The following is an 18,399-nucleotide window of genomic DNA, read 5'->3' as shown; positions in this document are numbered from 1 at the left end:
CGATTTGTCAAAAAAATATTATCCTTTACTGATTAATTATTTTAAAATGAGTAGACTTAAATGTTTATAAATTGTGCTTGTAAATATAAATAATATTATTTTTATATTAATTTCATTTGATTCTTTACTATTGCTTGTTGAGTTAACAATATAATATAATTTTCTAACCAATATAAACATATATGTTTGCGAAATTATTAGGTGACCCAAATACAAGAAAAATTAAACGATATGCTCCTCTCGTCTCAGATATAAATTTGTTTGAAGAAGAATTGGTTCTTTTGAGTGATGACGATCTGAGAGCACGTACAAGTGATTTTAAGATCAAGCTGAAAAAAGTTTCATCATTTAAAGAACAGCTTTCTTTGCTGGATCATCTGCTCCCAGAAGCATTTGCGATTGTGAGAGAGGCTTCTAAAAGAGTATTGGGAATGAGACATTTTGATGTTCAACTTATTGGAGGGATGGTACTTCATGAAGGACAAATTGCCGAGATGAAAACAGGAGAGGGTAAGACATTGGTTGCAACATTGCCAAGCTATCTAAATGCCTTGACTGGCAGGGGGGTCCATGTGGTTACTGTTAATGATTATTTAGCTAAAAGAGATGCTGAATGGATGGGACAAATTCATAGATTTCTTGGTCTTAGTGTTGGATTGGTCCAGCAGGATATGAATCCACAACAAAGAAGAGAAAATTACAATTGTGACATAACATACGCTACTAATTCTGAATTGGGTTTCGATTATCTAAGAGATAATATGGCTGCTGATAAATCAGAAATAGTCCATAGAGATTTTCAGTTTTGTGTTATTGATGAAGTTGATTCGATTTTGATAGATGAAGCAAGAACACCTCTAATTATTTCTGGACAAGTAGAAAGATCTCAGGAAAAATATCAAAAAGCTGCTGAAGTAGTAAATAACTTATTAAGAGCAAAAGAATTAAGTAAAGAGGGAATTGATCCAGAGGGAGACTACGAAGTAGATGAAAAACAAAGGAGTTGTATATTGACAGATGAAGGATTTGCTAAGACTGAAAAGTTTTTACAAGTGCAAGATTTGTACGATCCAAAAGATCCATGGGCTCACTACGTTACCAATGCTTTAAAGGCAAAAGAGCTTTTTATTAAAGATGTTAATTACATAGTTAGAAATAAAGAAGCTGTAATTGTTGATGAATTTACTGGCAGAGTTATGCCTGGTAGAAGGTGGAGTGATGGACAGCATCAAGCTATTGAAGCAAAAGAAAATCTACCAATACAACCAGAAACTCAAACACTGGCTTCAATTACATATCAAAATTTCTTTCTTTTATATCCCAGACTTTCAGGAATGACCGGAACTGCAAAAACTGAGGAAGTTGAATTTGAAAAAACTTATAAATTAGAGACTACAGTTGTTCCAACTAATAGGAAGATTTCCAGAGCAGATTGGGTTGACCAAGTTTTTAAAACTGAATCTGCTAAATGGAGAGCAGTTGCAAAAGAAACTGCTGATATTCATCAAAAAGGCAGACCTGTACTTGTTGGAACTACAAGTGTTGAAAAGAGTGAGTTGTTAAGTACTCTTTTGTCAGAGCAGCAAATACCTCACAACTTATTAAATGCAAAACCTGAAAACGTTGAGAGAGAAGCTGAAATAGTCGCACAAGCAGGGAGAGAGGGCGCTGTAACTATTGCGACTAATATGGCTGGAAGGGGAACGGATATTATCCTGGGTGGAAATAGCGATTACATGGCTCGATTGAAAATAAAGGAAATTCTTAGTCATCGTTTAGTCAAGCCAGAAGAAGATCATAAGCCACCTATTCCTCTACAAAGAAAGACTAATTCAGAGGGATTTTTGGAAGCTGCAAATTCGAGTACTTTTAGTTCAAAAAAAATTCAATCTGAATCTTTAAAAAATATCTATCCTGCTTTGTTGACTGAAGACACAGATAAAAAACTAGCTTCTTTGTCTGCCAAATTGGTTAAAGAATGGGGAGATAGAGCTTTAAGTTCCATTGAGCTAGATGATTACATTGCTACTGCGGCTGAAAAAACGCCTACTAAGGATAAAAATATTGAGGAATTAAGAAGTGCAATACAAATAATCAAAACAGAGTATGAGGAGGTTTTGTCGAGTGAAGAGGAAAGAGTAAGAGAGGCAGGTGGCCTTCATGTGATTGGAACTGAGCGTCATGAGTCTAGGAGAGTGGACAATCAGTTAAGAGGTAGATCTGGTAGGCAAGGAGATTTAGGAAGTACTCGTTTCTTTTTATCGTTAGAAGACAACCTTCTTCGTATTTTTGGAGGGGATAGAGTTGCAGGCCTTATGAATGCTTTTAGGGTAGAGGAAGATATGCCTATTGAGTCGGGTATGCTTACTCGTTCTTTAGAAGGTGCTCAAAAAAAAGTTGAAACTTATTATTATGATATTAGAAAACAAATATTTGAATACGATGAAGTAATGAATAATCAGAGAAAAGCTGTTTACTCAGAAAGAAGAAGGGTATTAGATGGTAGAGAGTTGAAACTTCAAGTTATAGGTTATGGACAAAGAACTATGGAGGAAATAGTTGAAGCATATGTTAACGAAGATTTACCACCTGAAGAGTGGGACTTAACTAATTTAGTTTCTAAAGTGAAAGAATTTATATATTTATTGGATGATCTTAAACCTGAAGATTTACTTGGACTAAATAAAAGTGAATTAAAAGATTTTTTGAAAGAGCAGCTTAGAAATGCTTACGATATGAAGGAAGCTCAATTAGAACAAACTCATCCAGGAATAATGAGACAAGCTGAAAGATTCTTTATTCTTCAGCAATTAGATACCCTTTGGAGAGAGCATTTGCAGGCTATGGATTCACTAAGAGAATCAGTTGGATTAAGAGGATATGGACAAAAAGATCCTTTAATTGAATACAAAAATGAGGGCTACGATATGTTTTTAGATATGATGATAAACATGAGAAGAAATGTAATTTATTCCATGTTTATGTTTCAACCTACTCAAAAGAAAATAGAAGAATAATTTCAACCATTTAATTGACTGAAATGATTAATATTGATTCCAATGAATTGCAAAAATTATACATAGCATATTTTGGAAGACCTGGAGATCCATCTGGAATAAATTATTGGCTTTCACGAGTTAATGAATCAATTACTATTAGAGAAATATCTCATGAATTATCTAGACAGGATGAATATAAACAATCTATTTCTCAAGATAAATCTATTGATTTTAAAATTAATAAATTATATTTAAACTTATTTAATAGAAAAGCAGATTTTGAAGGTTTGAATTATTGGATGGATAGGATTAATGTTGAAGACTATCAAATTGCAGATGTAGTATTTGAACTTTTGTATTCAACTAATAAGTCTTACTCTATTAATTCTGAACAAGAATTAAATGATATAAATATTTTACAAAATAAGATTTCTGCTGCAGAATTATTTACTAAACAAATTAGTAAGAGCATTACTTTGATTAATTTATATAAGCCTGCTTCAATATCCCCTTGGCTGTCAGGTAATGCTTTCGCTAGAGTATCAAATTTTCTAAGTAATATAACTTTTCAGAAAGTCAACATTGAGCAGATAAGGGATGTTGTTTTCTCGTTATCCGATGATTCAATAAATATGCTTAATAATCCAGCTATAGAAATTAGAGATTTATCTATTTCTATACCTATTTATCATTTAGAAAACAGGTCTCTTACCAAGAGATTTACAAAGAAAGTTATTAACTTTACAGGTGGTGCCTTAGATCAATCTAAAAATAGAACTAATGTAATCGCACTAAATAATATAAATTTGACTATCATGAAAGGAGAAAGAGTAGGGCTAATTGGTCATAACGGTTCTGGTAAAAGTAGTTTTCTAAGATTGATATCAGGCATTTATTTACCTACAAAAGGAAATATCAATGTTTTAGTAGATGTTTATCCTATGCTCCAAAAGACCTTTTTAACTAGTTCAGAACTTTCTGGAATTGATGCATGTAAAGCACATTATTTACTTAAAAATCACAGTCTAAAAGGCTTCGAACCTTTCTTAAATGAAATAATAGAATTTTCAGGTCTAGGTTCCTATATTTCTTTGCCTATAAAAACTTATAGCGATGGAATGTCTGCAAGATTAATTTTTTCTATTCTTACCTCAAGTCCTCATGATTGTTTGGCTATAGACGAAGGGTTTGGAACAGGTGATGCTGACTTTTACGATAAAGCTGAAGAGAGAATGAAAGAATTTATGGAATCCGCAGCAACTTTATTTTTAGCGAGTCATTCTGAAGAACTTTTAAAGCAATTTTGTAATAGAGGCATTGTTTTTAGCCATGGATCAATTGCATATGACGGCCCTTTAGATGCTGCATTGAATTACTATCATACTCATGACTATTATCGTAAAAATGTTGTTGGGTAATTTTAAATTTGCTTTTAAAAGTAGGAAGGCATGGTGGTATACAGCTACCTCAAGATCAAGAGCAAGATTTGCTAGAACTACTCTTGGAAGCTTTTGGTTAGGTTTTTCTAATTTATTATCTATCGGGACTTTAGGGATTGTTTATGGTACTGTTTTTTCCGTAGAAGACTTTAGGTCTTATTTTATATATTTAGGATTTGGTCTACTCATTTGGAATACAATTAGTTCATCTATCTCGAATTCACCTAATCTGTTTGCATGTAATTCATCGAATATTAAGAATATGAATCTGAAGCCTATTTTTTATACTTTAGAAGAATGGGCTTTTCAGATACAAACTTTTATTCAATCTTTTGTATTAGTGTTTTTTGTATTTCTTTTTTTAAAAATTACATTAATAAGTAATTTATTAACTTATTCATGGATACCATTGTTAAATTTATTTATCTTCATATATTGGTTCCCGGTAATTGTTTGCTTGATTTGTGTTCGGTTCACAGATATTGCTCAATTAGTCCCTATAGTTCTCCAGTTAGTTTTTTTAACTTCCCCAATATTATATAGAAAAGAAAGTTTAGGTTCTTTAGATTGGATTACAAATTTAAACTTTATATATCAGATTTTAGATCCTCTTAGAATTAGTATAATTAGTGGATATATAAATTATCAGCATTCAATTTTAATTTTGGGCATTAATATAGTAGGTCTTTTTTGTACAATTAAATTGCTTGATTTTGAGAGTAAGAGATTACCCTTCTTGCTTTAAATAGAGGGTGAGAAAGATATAAATTTATTCAATTAACTATTTCACATCATCGCCAATAAATTCTATAATTTCCTTATCTCTTATGTTTTGTGATTCTCCAAAGATGATATCTTCATTCTTTTTATTATTTTGAATATTAACTACTAGATCTTGTAATCCTAAAATATCAGTTTCTAATTGATCAATTCTTTCCATAAGATTTCGTAAAACATTGGCTTCTGTATCTGGGAGTGCAGAATGTGCCAACGGATTTATTTTGACTCCACTTTGATGAACTATTCGGCCAGGAATGCCGACAACAGTACAATTTGATTCAACATTTTTTACTACCACTGAACCTGCACCAATTCTCGTATTGGTGCCTACGCGAATCCCTCCAAGCACTTTCGCTCCTGCACCCACTACGACATTGTCTTCTAGAGTTGGGTGTCTTTTTCCACTCCCTTTACCAGTACCGCCTAAAGTTACTCCTTGATATAGCAAGCATCTATCGCCTATTTCACTTGTTTCTCCAATTACCACGCCCATTCCATGATCTATAAATACACCTTTACCAATCCTGGCACCTGGATGAATTTCTACACCTGTTAAAAACCTAGTGAAGTGACTCATTAACCTTGGTATGAGAGGAAGTTTGATTTTCCATAACTTGTGACTAATTCTGTGTATTGATAAAGCTTGAAATCCTGGATAACAAAAGAGTATTTCCCAGACACCTCTCGCTGCGGGATCTCTTTCTTTAATGATTGCTATATCTGAACTGAGTGATCGAAACATTGATTTAAATGCAATGCAATGTTTACTCGAGAAGGCCAATCTCTTTACTTAACTCTTCAATTGTAGAGTCACTAAGGTATTTTTGTGCGCAATGAATTTGTGGCATTCTCATTAGTTGAGATCTATTTTGCCTAAGGGTATGTTCTATAACGGGTAGGCTAGGGCTATCACAAATTACGTGACTTGCCGCTCTTAATAAAGCTATTAAACGGCTACCTACATCGGGATTTGCAGTCATTAAAAGTAGTTCATTGCCACGCATGCTGTGTAAGATAACTTCTGCAGCTCTTAGAATGCCTGGGCTAATACTCACGATTCCTACACAACTACCTGAGCGAAGTTTTTTTAATATTGTTAGTTCTTTTTGAAAATCACTGAGATCTACAGCTACTGCTCTAACTTTATGAAGTTTGGCTAATTCTTCTAAAGGTTGTAAGAAATATCTGCTTGTGACTACGGTTCCTTTGCTTGAACTTTCTAAGACGCTTTCAAGTTCCTCCATGGGAACAACCTCCACTGGGACATCTAAATGAGGAGCCAATTCTTCAGCAATAAGTAATGATGCCCCAATATCTTCTCTCGGAGTACTAACGAGTAAGCGAGCTCCACATCTAAGTCTCCAATCAATTTCACGTGTAAATAATTCTCTCGTTTGCTGCAAGGTACATCCTGCATCTAAAAGTTGATCAATACTTTTACGAACCTCATGGTCTACATCCTGAATACCTTTTTTTCGTATTGAATGAGAGCTATCTCTTAAATCTTTTTGTTTTTGCTGATCTCGAACATAAATCCCTGATCCTGCAATAGCTTCAACGACCCCATCTGTTTCTAGCTGTCTATATACTTTACTTATAGTGTTCCGATGTAAACCTGTTTGCATTGCCAGTTGTCTAGTACTTGGCAATCTGTGCCCAGGAGGGTAATGCCTGGCTGCAATGGCAAAGCATATTTGATTATGTAATTGACTAGATGCAGGGATTTCACTTTCCTGTTGAATATGGAATCTCACGCGTTATGTATGACAGGTGTGAATGTGGCTAGATTAATAAATATAAGGGCTAGTGACAATTATTTGTTTGTCTAATGTCAAGTTTGTTTAAATTAACTGATTGTTCTCATCACTTTCTTTGGTTCAGTTTCATCTACTTCTTTCTTTAATAAAGGAGTTTTACGAGGAGTTAAAAACATAATCATATTTCTTCCCTCTCTTTTAGGAGATTGCTGAACTTCTGCTTTTTCTTCAAGATCTGTGGCCATCCTTTTCAACAGAGTTTCTGCTAGAGCAGTATGTTGGATTTCACGACCTCTAAAAATAACAGTACATTTGACTTTATCTCCAGCTTTTAAGAATCTCGTGGCCTGACTAATACGCACTAGATAATCATGTTGATCTATTTTGTACCTCATTTTTACTTCTTTTACTTCTGTTTGATGTGATTTTTTCTTAGCTTCTTTAGCTTTTTTTTCTTGCTCAAACTTAAATTTGCCGTAATTCATTATTCTGCACACCGGAGGAGTAGCTTTTTCGCTGACTAAAACAAGATCAAGTTCTCTTTCCTTAGCGACTTCAAGAGCTTCTTCTCGGCTAATGACACCAAGTTGGGTGCCATCTGAATCAACAACTCTTAAGTTTGCATAGCTGATTCTTTCATTAATGTTGGGGAGCTCTCTTTCAGGAGCGCGACGATCAAAACGGGGACGAGGTGGCATTCAGTGAATAATTATGTGGGAAGTACCTGTTGTATTAATTCTAATCATATATAAGAAAATCAACCTAGAACCTTATAGATAGAAGATAAAGCTTCGTGTAATGCACTTTCATCATTTAGCCACTTGGAATTATGTTTATTTCTAAACCAAGTTTTTTGCCTTTTGGCTAATTGGCAAGTTCGTTTAATTGTTATTTCTAAAGCCTCCTCATAATTAATATTTCCATTAATGATAGACCTTGCTTCACCATATCCAATTGTTTTAAGCAACTCTAAATTATTTCCGTATTTAATAATCAAATCTTCGGTTTCTTCTATTAATCCGTTCCTATACATTTCTTGAGTTCTAAATTGGATTCTTTCGATTAAATTGCCAGGGTTTAATCCAAGTTCCAAGACTCTCCACGGATTAGGAAGCAGGTTTTTTTGTTTAGAAAACATATTCCCAGTAGCATAAAAAACCTCCAGAGCACGAATTACTCTTAATGAGTCTTCTGGATGAATTTTATCTGCAGATACAGGATCGCAAAATTTTAATAGATTATGTCTTTCTTCTTTTTCGATTTTATAAAGCTGATCTCTTAAGAATTTTTGAGGTGGTACCGCTGGTGGAGTAAGCCCGCTGGTTAATGCTTGCAGATATAAGCCACTACCTCCTACAAGTATAGTTACCTTATTTTTTTTCAATTCTTTCTCTATTGATAATTTTGCTATTGATTGAAAATCATGGAGATTGATAGGGTTAGATGGCGCGCAAAGATCAATTAGAAAATGAGGTACTTGTTTTCGTTGCTCTGCAGTTGGCTTTGCCGTGCCAATGTTCATATCAATGTAAATTTGACGTGAATCGATATTATGAATATTAGAATTGATTTTTTTTGCAATATTAATTGCAAGTTCAGTTTTTCCGCTTGCGGTTGGCCCCATAATTGCTATTACAAGAGGTTTATTGGTTTGCATGATTGCCTTGCAGGGGTTTTATTAGAGGTAATTGCATAAAATTAATTTTTTTGATTAGGTTTTGAAATTTTTCCTAAGACTTTCTTTATTACCAATGTTAAATTGAAATTTCGGGAAAGGTTTCGGCTAATGCTCGTATCAAAGACAACATTGCCTGTTTGCTGTTATCCGAATGAGTAAAGATTCAAAAGTCCAAGCAGCTTACGGTGCTGAGCAGATCCAAGTACTAGAGGGCTTGGAGCCAGTAAGAAAGCGGCCTGGAATGTATATAGGATCAACCGGGTCTAAAGGGCTTCATCATCTTGTATATGAAGTTGTAGATAATGCTGTAGACGAGGCGCTCGCTGGGCATTGTGATCAAATTACAATTTTACTTTGTGAGGATGGATCAGCATCTATCTCGGATAATGGCCGTGGAATTCCAACTGACATACATCCTCGAACTGGCAAGAGTGCATTGGAAACAGTTTTAACTGTTTTGCATGCAGGTGGAAAATTTGGAAGCGGAGGTTATAAGGTTTCTGGAGGGTTGCATGGCGTTGGTATTTCGGTTGTAAATGCTTTAAGTGAATGGGTTGAAGTAACTGTACGTAGGCAGCAAAAAGTACATTTTCAGAGATTCGAAAGAGGCTCATCTATTGGTAGCTTAAAGTCTGAGAATCTTTCTAAATCAGATAAAAACCTTACTGGCACGACCGTTTGTTTTAAGCCCGATCATCAGATTTTTACGGATGGAATATCTTTTGAATATGGAATTTTATCTTCGAGACTTAGAGAACTAGCATATTTAAATGGTGGAGTACGAATCGTATTTCGTGACGAGAGAAAGAAGTTTTTAGATTCTGATCAACAACCTCATGAGGAAGTTTATTTTTATGAGGGCGGTATTAAAGAATATGTTGACTATATGACTAAGGAAAAAGATTCCTTACATCCAGAAATTATTTATGTTAATTCTGAAAAAGATGGAGTTCAGGTTGAAGCAGCAATGCAGTGGTGCATTGATGCCTATTCAGATAGCATTCTGGGATTTGCTAATAATATTCGAACAATTGATGGTGGAACTCATATTGAAGGACTAAAAACTGTATTAACTAGAACTTTAAATTCTTTTGCTAAAAAAAGAGGCAAAAGAAAAGATGGAGACTCGAACTTAGCAGGAGAAAATATTAGAGAGGGATTAACAGCTGTTTTATCAGTTAAAGTTCCAGATCCGGAATTTGAAGGTCAAACAAAAACTAAATTAGGAAATACTGAAGTACGCGGAATTGTCGATAGTTTGGTTGGTGAGTCTCTTAGTCAATATTTAGAATTCAATCCAGGTGTGATTGACTTGATCTTAGAGAAAGCAATTCAAGCTTTTAATGCTGCCGAGGCAGCCAGAAGAGCTAGGGAACTTGTTCGTAGAAAAAGTGTTTTAGAAAGCTCTACATTGCCGGGTAAATTGGCAGATTGCAGTTCTAGAGATCCATCGGAATCAGAAATATATATTGTTGAGGGCGATTCTGCTGGTGGTTCAGCTAAGCAAGGAAGAGATAGAAAATTTCAGGCAATTTTACCTTTGAGAGGAAAAATTTTAAATATTGAAAAAACTGATGATGCAAAAATATATAAAAATACTGAGATTCAATCTTTAATAACAGCGCTAGGTTTAGGTATCAAAGGAGAAGATTTTCAAGTTCAGAATTTAAGGTATCACAGAGTAGTAATCATGACTGATGCTGATGTTGATGGTGCACACATTAGAACTTTGCTTTTGACTTTTTTCTATAGGTATCAAAAAGCCCTTGTAGAGGGTGGATATATTTATATTGCTTGTCCTCCTCTATACAAGGTTGAAAGAGGAAAGAATCATACTTATTGCTATAACGAATCAGATTTGCAAAAAACTCTTTCAAGTTTTGGCGAAAAGGCTAATTATACAATTCAAAGATTTAAAGGATTAGGAGAAATGATGCCAAAACAATTATGGGAAACAACTATGGACCCTACAACAAGAATGATGAAAAGGGTTGAGATAGAAGATGCTCTTGAAGCTGATAGGATATTTACAATTTTAATGGGAGATAAAGTTGCACCAAGAAGAGAGTTCATTGAAACTCATAGTGTTGAAATGGATCTTGCTGCTTTAGATATTTGATGAATTTAATTGGTACTTTTATACTTTGGATTTGGCTTTTAGGTATTGCTTTGGTAGTCCCAACTACATTGCCTGCTGGAGGTGCTCAAAAATCAAATATTCAGCATAGAGAAAAAAATATTAGATCGCCCCTAATTGCATTGAAAGAATTCAATTTGCTTTCTTCAGCTTCTAACAATGCATCTATTTTAACTAGTGTTAAAGCAGGAACTCCTGTAAATATAATGAAGGTTTGGAATAGTAATGATAATGGAAAGTGGTTATTAGTAAATGTTATTAGTCAGGATTTTTATCAATTTTTTTATATAAAAGGATGGGTAAATATTAGCAAAACCTAATTAATTGCAGGATATCTTATTAGTCTCTTTAGGAGCAGTATTGGGAGCAAATTTAAGATTTATAATTTATAAAAAACTTAAAACATGTAAATCAATTAAGTATTTTAGGATTCTAATCATTAATACTTTTTCTTCTTTTTTCCTTGGTTTATTCATTTCTTTAATGCCTCAGATTAGCTCTTTGAATTATTCTTATACATTAGTACTTTTTATATTAATTGGATTCTTAGGTAGCTTAAGCACTTTTTCTACATTTGTTTATGAATTATTTGAGATGTTTCGACAATTATATTTTTTTAGAGCATTAAAATTATTGATGATTTCTTTGTCACTAGGAATAATTGCTTTAGCATTAGGACTATTTTTAGGTAATTAATAAATGAAATATTTATTTAGCAATAATTTTTTTTTGATTGCGATTGGAGCAGTCCCAGCTGCTATATTTCGATGGCAAATTGATCAAATTTGGATAGTAAATATTATTGGTTGTTTTTTATTAGGTTTTGTCAATGCAATGCCTATCTCTAGGAGATATAAATTGATTTTTGGATTTGGATTTTGTGGGTCTTTAACTACATTTAGTGGATGGTCTTTTCAACTATTTAAACTAATCAGTCACGGTTTTTACAAATTATTTTTTCTTAATTCAATCCTAACAGTAATAATTGGATTATTGGCTGTTTGTTTAGGACACTTTTTTGCTAAGAAAATAAAAGCCTAATCAAGCAATTGTTCAATTGCTTTTGTGATTTCAATACTGTTGGGCTCTATTGAGCTTTTAAATCTTGCGATTGCATCTCCCTTTCTATTGATTAGAAATTTTTCAAAATTCCATTCAACGTCTCCGGCTGGATCTAGTTTATTCAAAGAAGTAAAAGGTTCTGTTGTGTCGCCTTTAGCATGAACTTTTTGGAAAAGTTGGAAATTTACTCCATAAGTTATTGAACAGAATTTTTTTATTTCTTCCAATTCACCAGGTTCTTGGTTCCCAAAGTCATTACAAGGAAAAGCTAAAACATGGAAGCCTTGTGATTGATACTTATCTTGAAGATTTTGAAGCGCTTTGTATTGCTTAGTAAATCCACACTTGCTTGCGACGTTGACAACCAATAAGACATTTCCTTTGTAATGATCAAAAGTGATTTTCTTATTGTCAAAAGAGATGACCTCAACTTTACTGATATTTACGGACATGGATATGGAAGTAATAAAAATTGTGGGTTAGCCATAAAATAATAAAGGCTTGCTGCTCCAAATATGAACGAACAAAAAGGGGCATCTCGTGAGACTCAATCATTGGCAAATGGCAGTTTGGTCGCTGAGGCGGTTGCTCAGCAATTAGAGGCTATGCTTTCTGCTGGTAATTACGATGGGGTCAAATTACTGCTCAGTCCTGTCCAGCCTGTAGATATAGCTCAGGCTATTGGAACATTGCCGATGATTTTGCAAGCCTTGGCTTTCAGGCTTTTGAGTAAAAACGAAGCAATTGAGGTTTACGAATATTTAGACCCTTCCGTACAACAAAATCTTTTAGATCGCTTGAGGTCAAACGAAGTACTCGATTTAGTGGAGGAAATGTCACCCGATGATCGTGTTCGACTGTTTGATGAATTGCCTGCAAAAGTCGTCAGGCGTTTACTTTCAGAGCTAAGTCCTGAAGAAAGGCGTGTAACTGCTCAGCTGTTGGGGTATGAGTCTGAAACGGCTGGCAGACTCATGACTACGGAATTTATAGATCTTAAAGAATTTCTTAGTGTCTCTCAAGCTTTGAAACTAGTTAGACAAAGAGCTACTTTTTCTGAGACAATTTACAGCCTTTATGTGACTGATAAAGAGAGGCATTTAACCGGAATTTTATCTTTAAGGGATTTAGTAGTTGCTGATCCTGAATCACTTATTGGGGAGGTGATGACAAGAGAGGTTGTCAATGTCAGAACTGATACTGATCAAGAGGAGGTTGCAAGAGCAATTCAAAGATATGATTTTTTAGCTTTACCGGTTGTAGATCTTGAGAAAAGACTAGTTGGCATTGTAACTGTTGATGATGTGATTGATGTCATAGAACAGGAGGCAACTAGGGATATTTATGCGGCTGGAGCTGTTCAAGCTGGGGACGAAGATGATTACTTTCAAAGCAACTTATTCATAGTGGCCAGACGGCGCATTGTCTGGCTTGCCGTTTTGGTTGTAGCAAATGGACTAACAACTCAAGTTATTGCTATGAATGACGAGGTTTTAAAGCAAGTAGTTTTATTGACTGCTTTTATTCCTTTGTTGATTGGCGCGGGGGGCAATGTTGGAGCTCAAAGTTCAACTGTTGTTATTCGAGGTTTAAGTACTCAACGAATACAAAGACTTGGCCTTTTTAGGGCTATTGCAAAAGAAGCCTTGGCAGGGGCTTTGCTGGGAGTTTTGATGGCTTTATTTGTTGTACCTTTCGCTTGGTGGCAAGGTCAGGGACCTTTGGTCGCAACTGCTGTAGGAATAAGCCTGATTGCTATTACAACCCTTGCCGCTACTGCAGGGGCCTCATTACCTTTGCTTTTTGATCGGATGGGTTTAGACCCTGCCTTAATGTCTGCTCCATTTATCACTACCGCAACAGATGTTGCAGGGGTGTTGATTTATCTGAAAACAGCTTCTTGGCTTTTAGGCAGACTGGCGTAGAACCCGAATAAGTGTTTTTACTCAAAGTGTGGGAAGCCGAGCTGTTCTTAATTGATCTTTACAATTCTTAGTAGTAAGCTTAACAAAACTCAATAAACAAATGACAGCGGTAGCAGATCCTGTTCAGGCTAAAAACTCATCCTTTCCTACTGCTGCAAGATCTGTAACAGACATCGACTTAGTTCGTTCTTATCTAAGGGATATCGGAAGAGTTCCCTTGTTGTCACACGAGCAGGAAATAACCTTGGGAAGACAAGTTCAAGATCTTATGGTTCTTGAAAATCTTGAAACCGAACTCGAAAGTGATCTAGGGGAAAAACCAGATATAAATTTTTTCGCTGATAAGGCTGGAATTTCTCCTTTCCAGCTAAAAAAGAAATTGAAAAGTGGTAAAAGAGCAAAAGAGAGAATGGTTGCAGCCAATCTTCGTTTGGTTGTAAGTGTTGCGAAGAAATATACAAAAAGAAATATGGAATTACTCGATTTAATTCAAGAAGGAACTATCGGCTTAGTTCGGGGAGTTGAAAAATTTGATCCCACTCGTGGATATAAGTTTTCAACCTATGCATATTGGTGGATTCGCCAAGGTATTACAAGAGCAATTGCTGAAAAGAGTAGATCTATAAGACTTCCCATTCACATAACTGAAATGCTCAATAAACTGAAGAAAGGTCAAAGAGAATTAAGTCAAGAACTTTCTAGAACTCCAACGTTAAAGGAATTGTCTGAGTATGTTGATTTGCCTGAAAATGAAGTTAAAGATTTAATGAGTAGGGCTGGTCAGCCAGTTAGCTTGGAAACTAAAATTGGCGATGGTGAAGATACTATTTTACTTGACTTATTATCTAACGAAATTGATATGCCCTCTGAGCAAATTGAAAGTGATTGCATGAAAGGTGACTTAGAAACATTACTTGAACAATTACCTGAATTACAAAATCGTGTTTTAAGAATGAGATATGGAATGGATGGTGATGATCCTATGAGTCTTACTGGAATTGGAAGAGTTTTGGGTATCAGTAGAGATAGAGTAAGAAATTTAGAAAGAGATGGATTGAGAGGTCTTAGAAAATCAGGTGAATCGGTAGAAGCCTATATGGCTTCTTGAATAATTTTTTCAAGAATGGGATTTACCTTTTCAGGCATTTCATCATGAGGGCAATGTCCAGCATTTTGAATAACATTTAAACTTTGAATACACTGAAAAGTTTTAAACCATTTTTCAGCCTCTTCAACTGGTTCCCATGGATCTTTTTCTCCCCAAATTAGATGTACTGGATGTTCACAATATCTAAGTAAATCGGGAGCAAGATAATCATCAAATAAATTAATAAATCCCCTGAAAGCTTCTGGAGCTCCTTCGCCTTGAGTTGGCTTTAGAAGTATATTTATTAGTTCTTCATTAACATTATTTCCAGTTGGATAAGCAACTTTTAGGATTTTTTCAATGAAAGTTGGATTTGCTGCATTTTTGAAAAGATTAGCACTTAGGAATCTTTGCCTTACTAATGTTTTAATAATTGGTCTAAGAAAACGCATCAATAAAGATTGCTCTGCTAATCGTTTATCATCCATTGTTCTTTGTGCACAATCAATTAAGATTACACCCAAGCATTTTTCAGATAATCTTTTTGAGGTATTTAATGCAATAACTCCTCCAATAGAATTTCCTATCAAGAAAACAGGCTTTTTAACTATTTCGTTACAGAAATCAAAAATTTGCTGGCTCCAACTATCAAAGCAATAATTAAAATTGTTACTGCTTTTCTTCTCATATAATAACTGTGAATTTGGTTGACTACTTTCTCCAAAACCAACTAAATCTAGAGCATAGCAAGATGCTAATGAACTAATATTTTTTTGATTAAATCTCCAATGATCTTTACATGCGCCGAAACCATGAATTAAAACTATTCCTATTCCATCATTATTAGCATTTTTCTCTACTTGCCATGCAATTTGATAATTTTGCCAATTCCAAAATTGTTTCATCAGTCTCCAATGATTTATTCTATTGTATATTCATTAGCAAAGAATATGTGCTTATGAAATAATTATGCTATAAATAAAAAGAAGACAATGATTTTTTAAGTAAGTATTTTGTTTTAAATATATTTAGAGATTATTTAATTTTTTAGATCTCGTTTTAATTATGAATTTTGATGTATATAAATCCATGTAAATCATGTATTGATTTTATAACTCAATTAAAATTGTATTTTACAATATGGGTTATTATATTTCGGGCTCTAATAAAAATCTAAATCAAATAGTTTAGAATTTCGAAATATATAGATTCTCAATAATCTAGTATTAATATTAATTTAGTAAGTCAAGTTTAAGCTGAAAGAATCCTTCTATTCAGTGTATTAAAATATCATAGGTAAGGATTATAAATTGTGTAGATTAAGCTTTAAATATAGCTAGGAAGTTTTATTTAAAATTGGCCTAAAGATTATGATCTTCTTGTATAGATTATTAGGATGAAATTAGGCTGTTTACTTAATCTACGTATAATAGATATGGGTGTATAAGTAAATGCTAGATTTTATCTTATATAGCACCTCGCCATGGCAATGAAGATGTTTCTGAGAATTCTCTTGTAGTTATGAAGTTACTTACCTATTCAAAGATATATTTTAGATAATAGATATGATGGGAGTATAATTTATTTAAGATGATTTATTGATACAAAAAGAATGAATGGATCTTTCAAAGATGATCAAAAAGAAGAATCAAATCAAATAGATATTTACCCAGTTCCATTATCTTTATTTGATATTAATGTAAATAGTTATATCTTTACAGATAGATTGGCTAACCTAACAAAAGAAGAAATTATTACTAAGGCGGTAAATTATCATTTACAAGAAAATATCACACAAGCAGTCAAATATTATCGATATTTTCTTGATCAAGGCTTCTCAGATCCAACTGTATTTTGTAACTATGGTGTTATTTTTTATACGCTTGGTAAATTAAAAGAAGCAGAGGATTTATTAAGAAAAGCAATTCAAATCGAACCTAACTATGAGCAGGCATATTCAAATCTAGGATTAGTATATAAAGATCTTGGAGAACTCAAAAAAGCAGAACTTTTAATACGTAAAGCTATAGAATTAAATCCTGATTATGTCGATGCTTATATAAATCTTTCTGTAATTTTGAAAGAGCTTGATCAATTACAGGAAGCAGAGAAGGTAATCAAAAAGGCTGTATCTATAAGACCTGATAATCCTATATCATATTATAATCTTGGCAACATACTCTTTGAACTTGATCAATTAGAAGAAGCAGAATTAGCAATTCGTAAATCAATTGAATTGAAACCAAATTCAGCAGAGGCTCATTCTGAACTAGGAAGAATACTTATTGAATTTAATGAATTAGAAGAAGCCGAATTAGTCACTCGTAAAGCAATTAAATTGCAACCAAATTTAGCAGATGCTTATCATAATCTAGGAAAGATATTGTTGGGACTTGGCGAATTAAATGAAGCTGAAATTTATACTAGAAAAGCCATTGAACTGCAGCCAACTGTAGCATTAGGGCATAATAATCTTGCTAGTATATTAAGTGATTTAGGTAAGTTGGAAGAAGCAGAAGTTGCTATAAATCAAGCTATCACACTTAAACCTGATTATCCTGAAGCTATGATTAATCGTGGAGTTATATTTGGAAGACTTGGAAAGATAAAAGAATCAATTTTATCTTTTAAATCAACTATTGAATTGAGATCTGCAAACTCAGAACAAAGGTTGCGAGCTTATTTAGAAATAACTATTTGTAATTTAGTTCAAGGCAACTTTATAGAAACTTACCTTAATTTTAAGAAAACTGAGTATTTCATAAATAAAGGTTGCCTCAATTTGATTAAGGATCATAAGATCAAACAATATACTAATGCATTTTTTAATTTTATTAATAATTTATATCCAAAACTAAAACAAATAAATTATAATTTATCTCAGGCAATGATACCTCATATAGGCGAAAGTAATTGTTTGTCTTTCTCAAATCAAATCCTATCATTAGATGACAAGCAACTACAGGTTCAGCCTGTTTTGATAACTGGTGCAAAAGCATGGCATTTTGCCAGTAAGTATAATAATCAATGGAAATCATCTCTTGATCAGCAAATTATTAATTATATAGATAGTGAAAAAGTACTTATCTCTTTTGGCGAAATAGATTGTAGAAAGGATGAGGGAATTCTTGCATTTTCTAAAAAGAAAAATCAGGATATTTCAACCATTATTTTAAAAACAATTAACCTTTATTTGGATTATATGGAAAAAAAATTAGCTAAATTTTTTTCCAAGAGATATTATTTTGGAGTAGCCGCTCCAGTTGTTCTATCTGGGAAAATAGATGATTTAGATATAAAAAGAAAACAACTTATTAGTGAATATAATTCCATTTTGAAAGCCGAGTTAAAAGTTAGAGGTTCCTATTTTATAGATGTTTATTCATGTACAAGTAATCATCAAGGTTTTAATAATGGGATATATATGTGTGATGATAATCATTTATCACCGGCTGCACTTGATATCTTATTATCAAATTACTTAATTAAACCTTAATTAATTTCTATTTTTACTTTAAGTCTATGTTAGATAATT

16 protein-coding genes are annotated in these 18,399 nt (G+C 33.5%); 10 read left to right on the top strand and 6 right to left on the bottom strand.

Translation table 11 applies throughout. The annotated features are described in order from the left end of the window. The first annotated feature begins 182 nt into the window (after window positions 1-182). From secA to O5637_RS06910, 3 genes are read left to right on the top strand one after another with little or no spacing between them, the layout of a single operon-like run. Complete coding sequence (gene secA, locus O5637_RS06920; protein WP_269603683.1) at window positions 183-3,017, top strand: preprotein translocase subunit SecA; 2,835 nt, start codon at window positions 183-185, stop codon at window positions 3,015-3,017. A gap of 23 nt (window positions 3,018-3,040) precedes the next feature. Further along, a complete protein-coding gene (locus O5637_RS06915) occupies window positions 3,041-4,417 on the top strand; it encodes an ATP-binding cassette domain-containing protein (protein ID WP_269603682.1) in 1,377 nt (458 codons plus the stop codon). Beyond that, window positions 4,386-5,183: an ABC transporter permease gene (locus O5637_RS06910; protein WP_269603681.1), complete on the top strand. Its 798-nt coding sequence runs from the start codon at window positions 4,386-4,388 to the stop codon at window positions 5,181-5,183. The genes O5637_RS06915 and O5637_RS06910 overlap by 32 nt, the downstream gene beginning before the upstream one ends. A gap of 36 nt (window positions 5,184-5,219) precedes the next feature. Here the strand turns inward: O5637_RS06910 and cysE are convergent, their stop codons facing one another. From cysE to miaA, 4 genes are all read right to left on the bottom strand, one after another. Then, entirely contained in the window at window positions 5,220-5,960 is a 741-nt protein-coding gene (cysE, locus tag O5637_RS06905; protein WP_269603680.1) for a serine O-acetyltransferase, read from the bottom strand. A 22-nt stretch (window positions 5,961-5,982) separates the two neighbouring features. Next, the gene (locus O5637_RS06900) at window positions 5,983-6,972 is read right to left on the bottom strand and encodes a GntR family transcriptional regulator (protein WP_269603679.1); all 990 of its coding nucleotides are present in this window, start codon (window positions 6,970-6,972) and stop codon (window positions 5,983-5,985) included. 92 nt (window positions 6,973-7,064) lie between these two features. Then, window positions 7,065-7,673, bottom strand: coding sequence for a translation initiation factor IF-3 (gene infC / locus O5637_RS06895; RefSeq protein WP_269603678.1), 609 nt, complete (start codon window positions 7,671-7,673; stop codon window positions 7,065-7,067). 59 nt (window positions 7,674-7,732) lie between these two features. Then, window positions 7,733-8,632, bottom strand: coding sequence for a tRNA (adenosine(37)-N6)-dimethylallyltransferase MiaA (gene miaA, locus O5637_RS06890; RefSeq protein ID WP_269603676.1), 900 nt, complete (start codon window positions 8,630-8,632; stop codon window positions 7,733-7,735). A 172-nt stretch (window positions 8,633-8,804) separates the two neighbouring features. On the opposite strand from miaA, the gene gyrB reads away from it, so the two are divergent. From gyrB to O5637_RS06870, 4 genes are read left to right on the top strand one after another with little or no spacing between them, the layout of a single operon-like run. Continuing rightward, window positions 8,805-10,772, top strand: a complete 1,968-nt coding sequence (gene gyrB / locus O5637_RS06885; RefSeq protein WP_269603674.1) for a DNA topoisomerase (ATP-hydrolyzing) subunit B — start codon at window positions 8,805-8,807, stop codon at window positions 10,770-10,772. After that, complete coding sequence (locus tag O5637_RS06880; RefSeq protein ID WP_269603673.1) at window positions 10,772-11,110, top strand: hypothetical protein; 339 nt, start codon at window positions 10,772-10,774, stop codon at window positions 11,108-11,110. The genes gyrB and O5637_RS06880 overlap by 1 nt, the downstream gene beginning before the upstream one ends. A gap of 4 nt (window positions 11,111-11,114) precedes the next feature. Further along, complete coding sequence (locus tag O5637_RS06875) at window positions 11,115-11,486, top strand: fluoride efflux transporter FluC (RefSeq protein WP_269603672.1); 372 nt, start codon at window positions 11,115-11,117, stop codon at window positions 11,484-11,486. 3 nt (window positions 11,487-11,489) lie between these two features. Further along, window positions 11,490-11,831: a fluoride efflux transporter FluC gene (locus O5637_RS06870; RefSeq protein WP_269603670.1), complete on the top strand. Its 342-nt coding sequence runs from the start codon at window positions 11,490-11,492 to the stop codon at window positions 11,829-11,831. On the opposite strand, the gene O5637_RS06865 is transcribed toward O5637_RS06870, so the two are convergent. Continuing rightward, window positions 11,828-12,304 (bottom strand): glutathione peroxidase, encoded by a 477-nt coding sequence (locus O5637_RS06865; RefSeq protein WP_269603668.1) that lies wholly within the window; start codon window positions 12,302-12,304, stop codon window positions 11,828-11,830. The genes O5637_RS06870 and O5637_RS06865 overlap by 4 nt on opposite strands. 63 nt (window positions 12,305-12,367) lie before the next feature. Between O5637_RS06865 and mgtE the strand changes: the two genes are divergently transcribed. Together mgtE and O5637_RS06855 are read left to right on the top strand one after the other, a co-directional pair. Further along, window positions 12,368-13,777, top strand: coding sequence for a magnesium transporter (gene mgtE, locus O5637_RS06860; RefSeq protein ID WP_269603666.1), 1,410 nt, complete (start codon window positions 12,368-12,370; stop codon window positions 13,775-13,777). Between the two features lie 100 nt (window positions 13,778-13,877). Continuing rightward, a complete protein-coding gene (locus O5637_RS06855; protein WP_269603664.1) occupies window positions 13,878-14,885 on the top strand; it encodes an RpoD/SigA family RNA polymerase sigma factor in 1,008 nt (335 codons plus the stop codon). Here O5637_RS06855 and O5637_RS06850 read toward each other — a convergent pair. Continuing rightward, window positions 14,870-15,769 carry an alpha/beta fold hydrolase gene (locus tag O5637_RS06850; protein ID WP_269603662.1) on the bottom strand — a complete coding sequence of 300 codons (900 nt, stop codon included), beginning with the start codon at window positions 15,767-15,769 and terminating at the stop codon, window positions 14,870-14,872. The two genes, O5637_RS06855 and O5637_RS06850, sit on opposite strands and share 16 nt — an antisense overlap. Before the next feature lie 707 nt (window positions 15,770-16,476). Between O5637_RS06850 and O5637_RS06845 the strand changes: the two genes are divergently transcribed. Beyond that, on the top strand, window positions 16,477-18,360 hold the full coding sequence (locus O5637_RS06845; protein WP_269603661.1) for a tetratricopeptide repeat protein: 1,884 nt from the start codon (window positions 16,477-16,479) through the stop codon (window positions 18,358-18,360). Window positions 18,361-18,399: the final 39 nt, after the last annotated feature.

This window comes from Prochlorococcus marinus str. MIT 0917 (genome assembly GCF_027359575.1).
GTDB lineage: Bacteria > Cyanobacteriota > Cyanobacteriia > PCC-6307 > Cyanobiaceae > Prochlorococcus_B > Prochlorococcus_B marinus_D.
The sequence above is the reverse complement of the archived record's forward strand: the minus strand, read 5'-3'. Positions and strand labels throughout refer to the sequence as shown.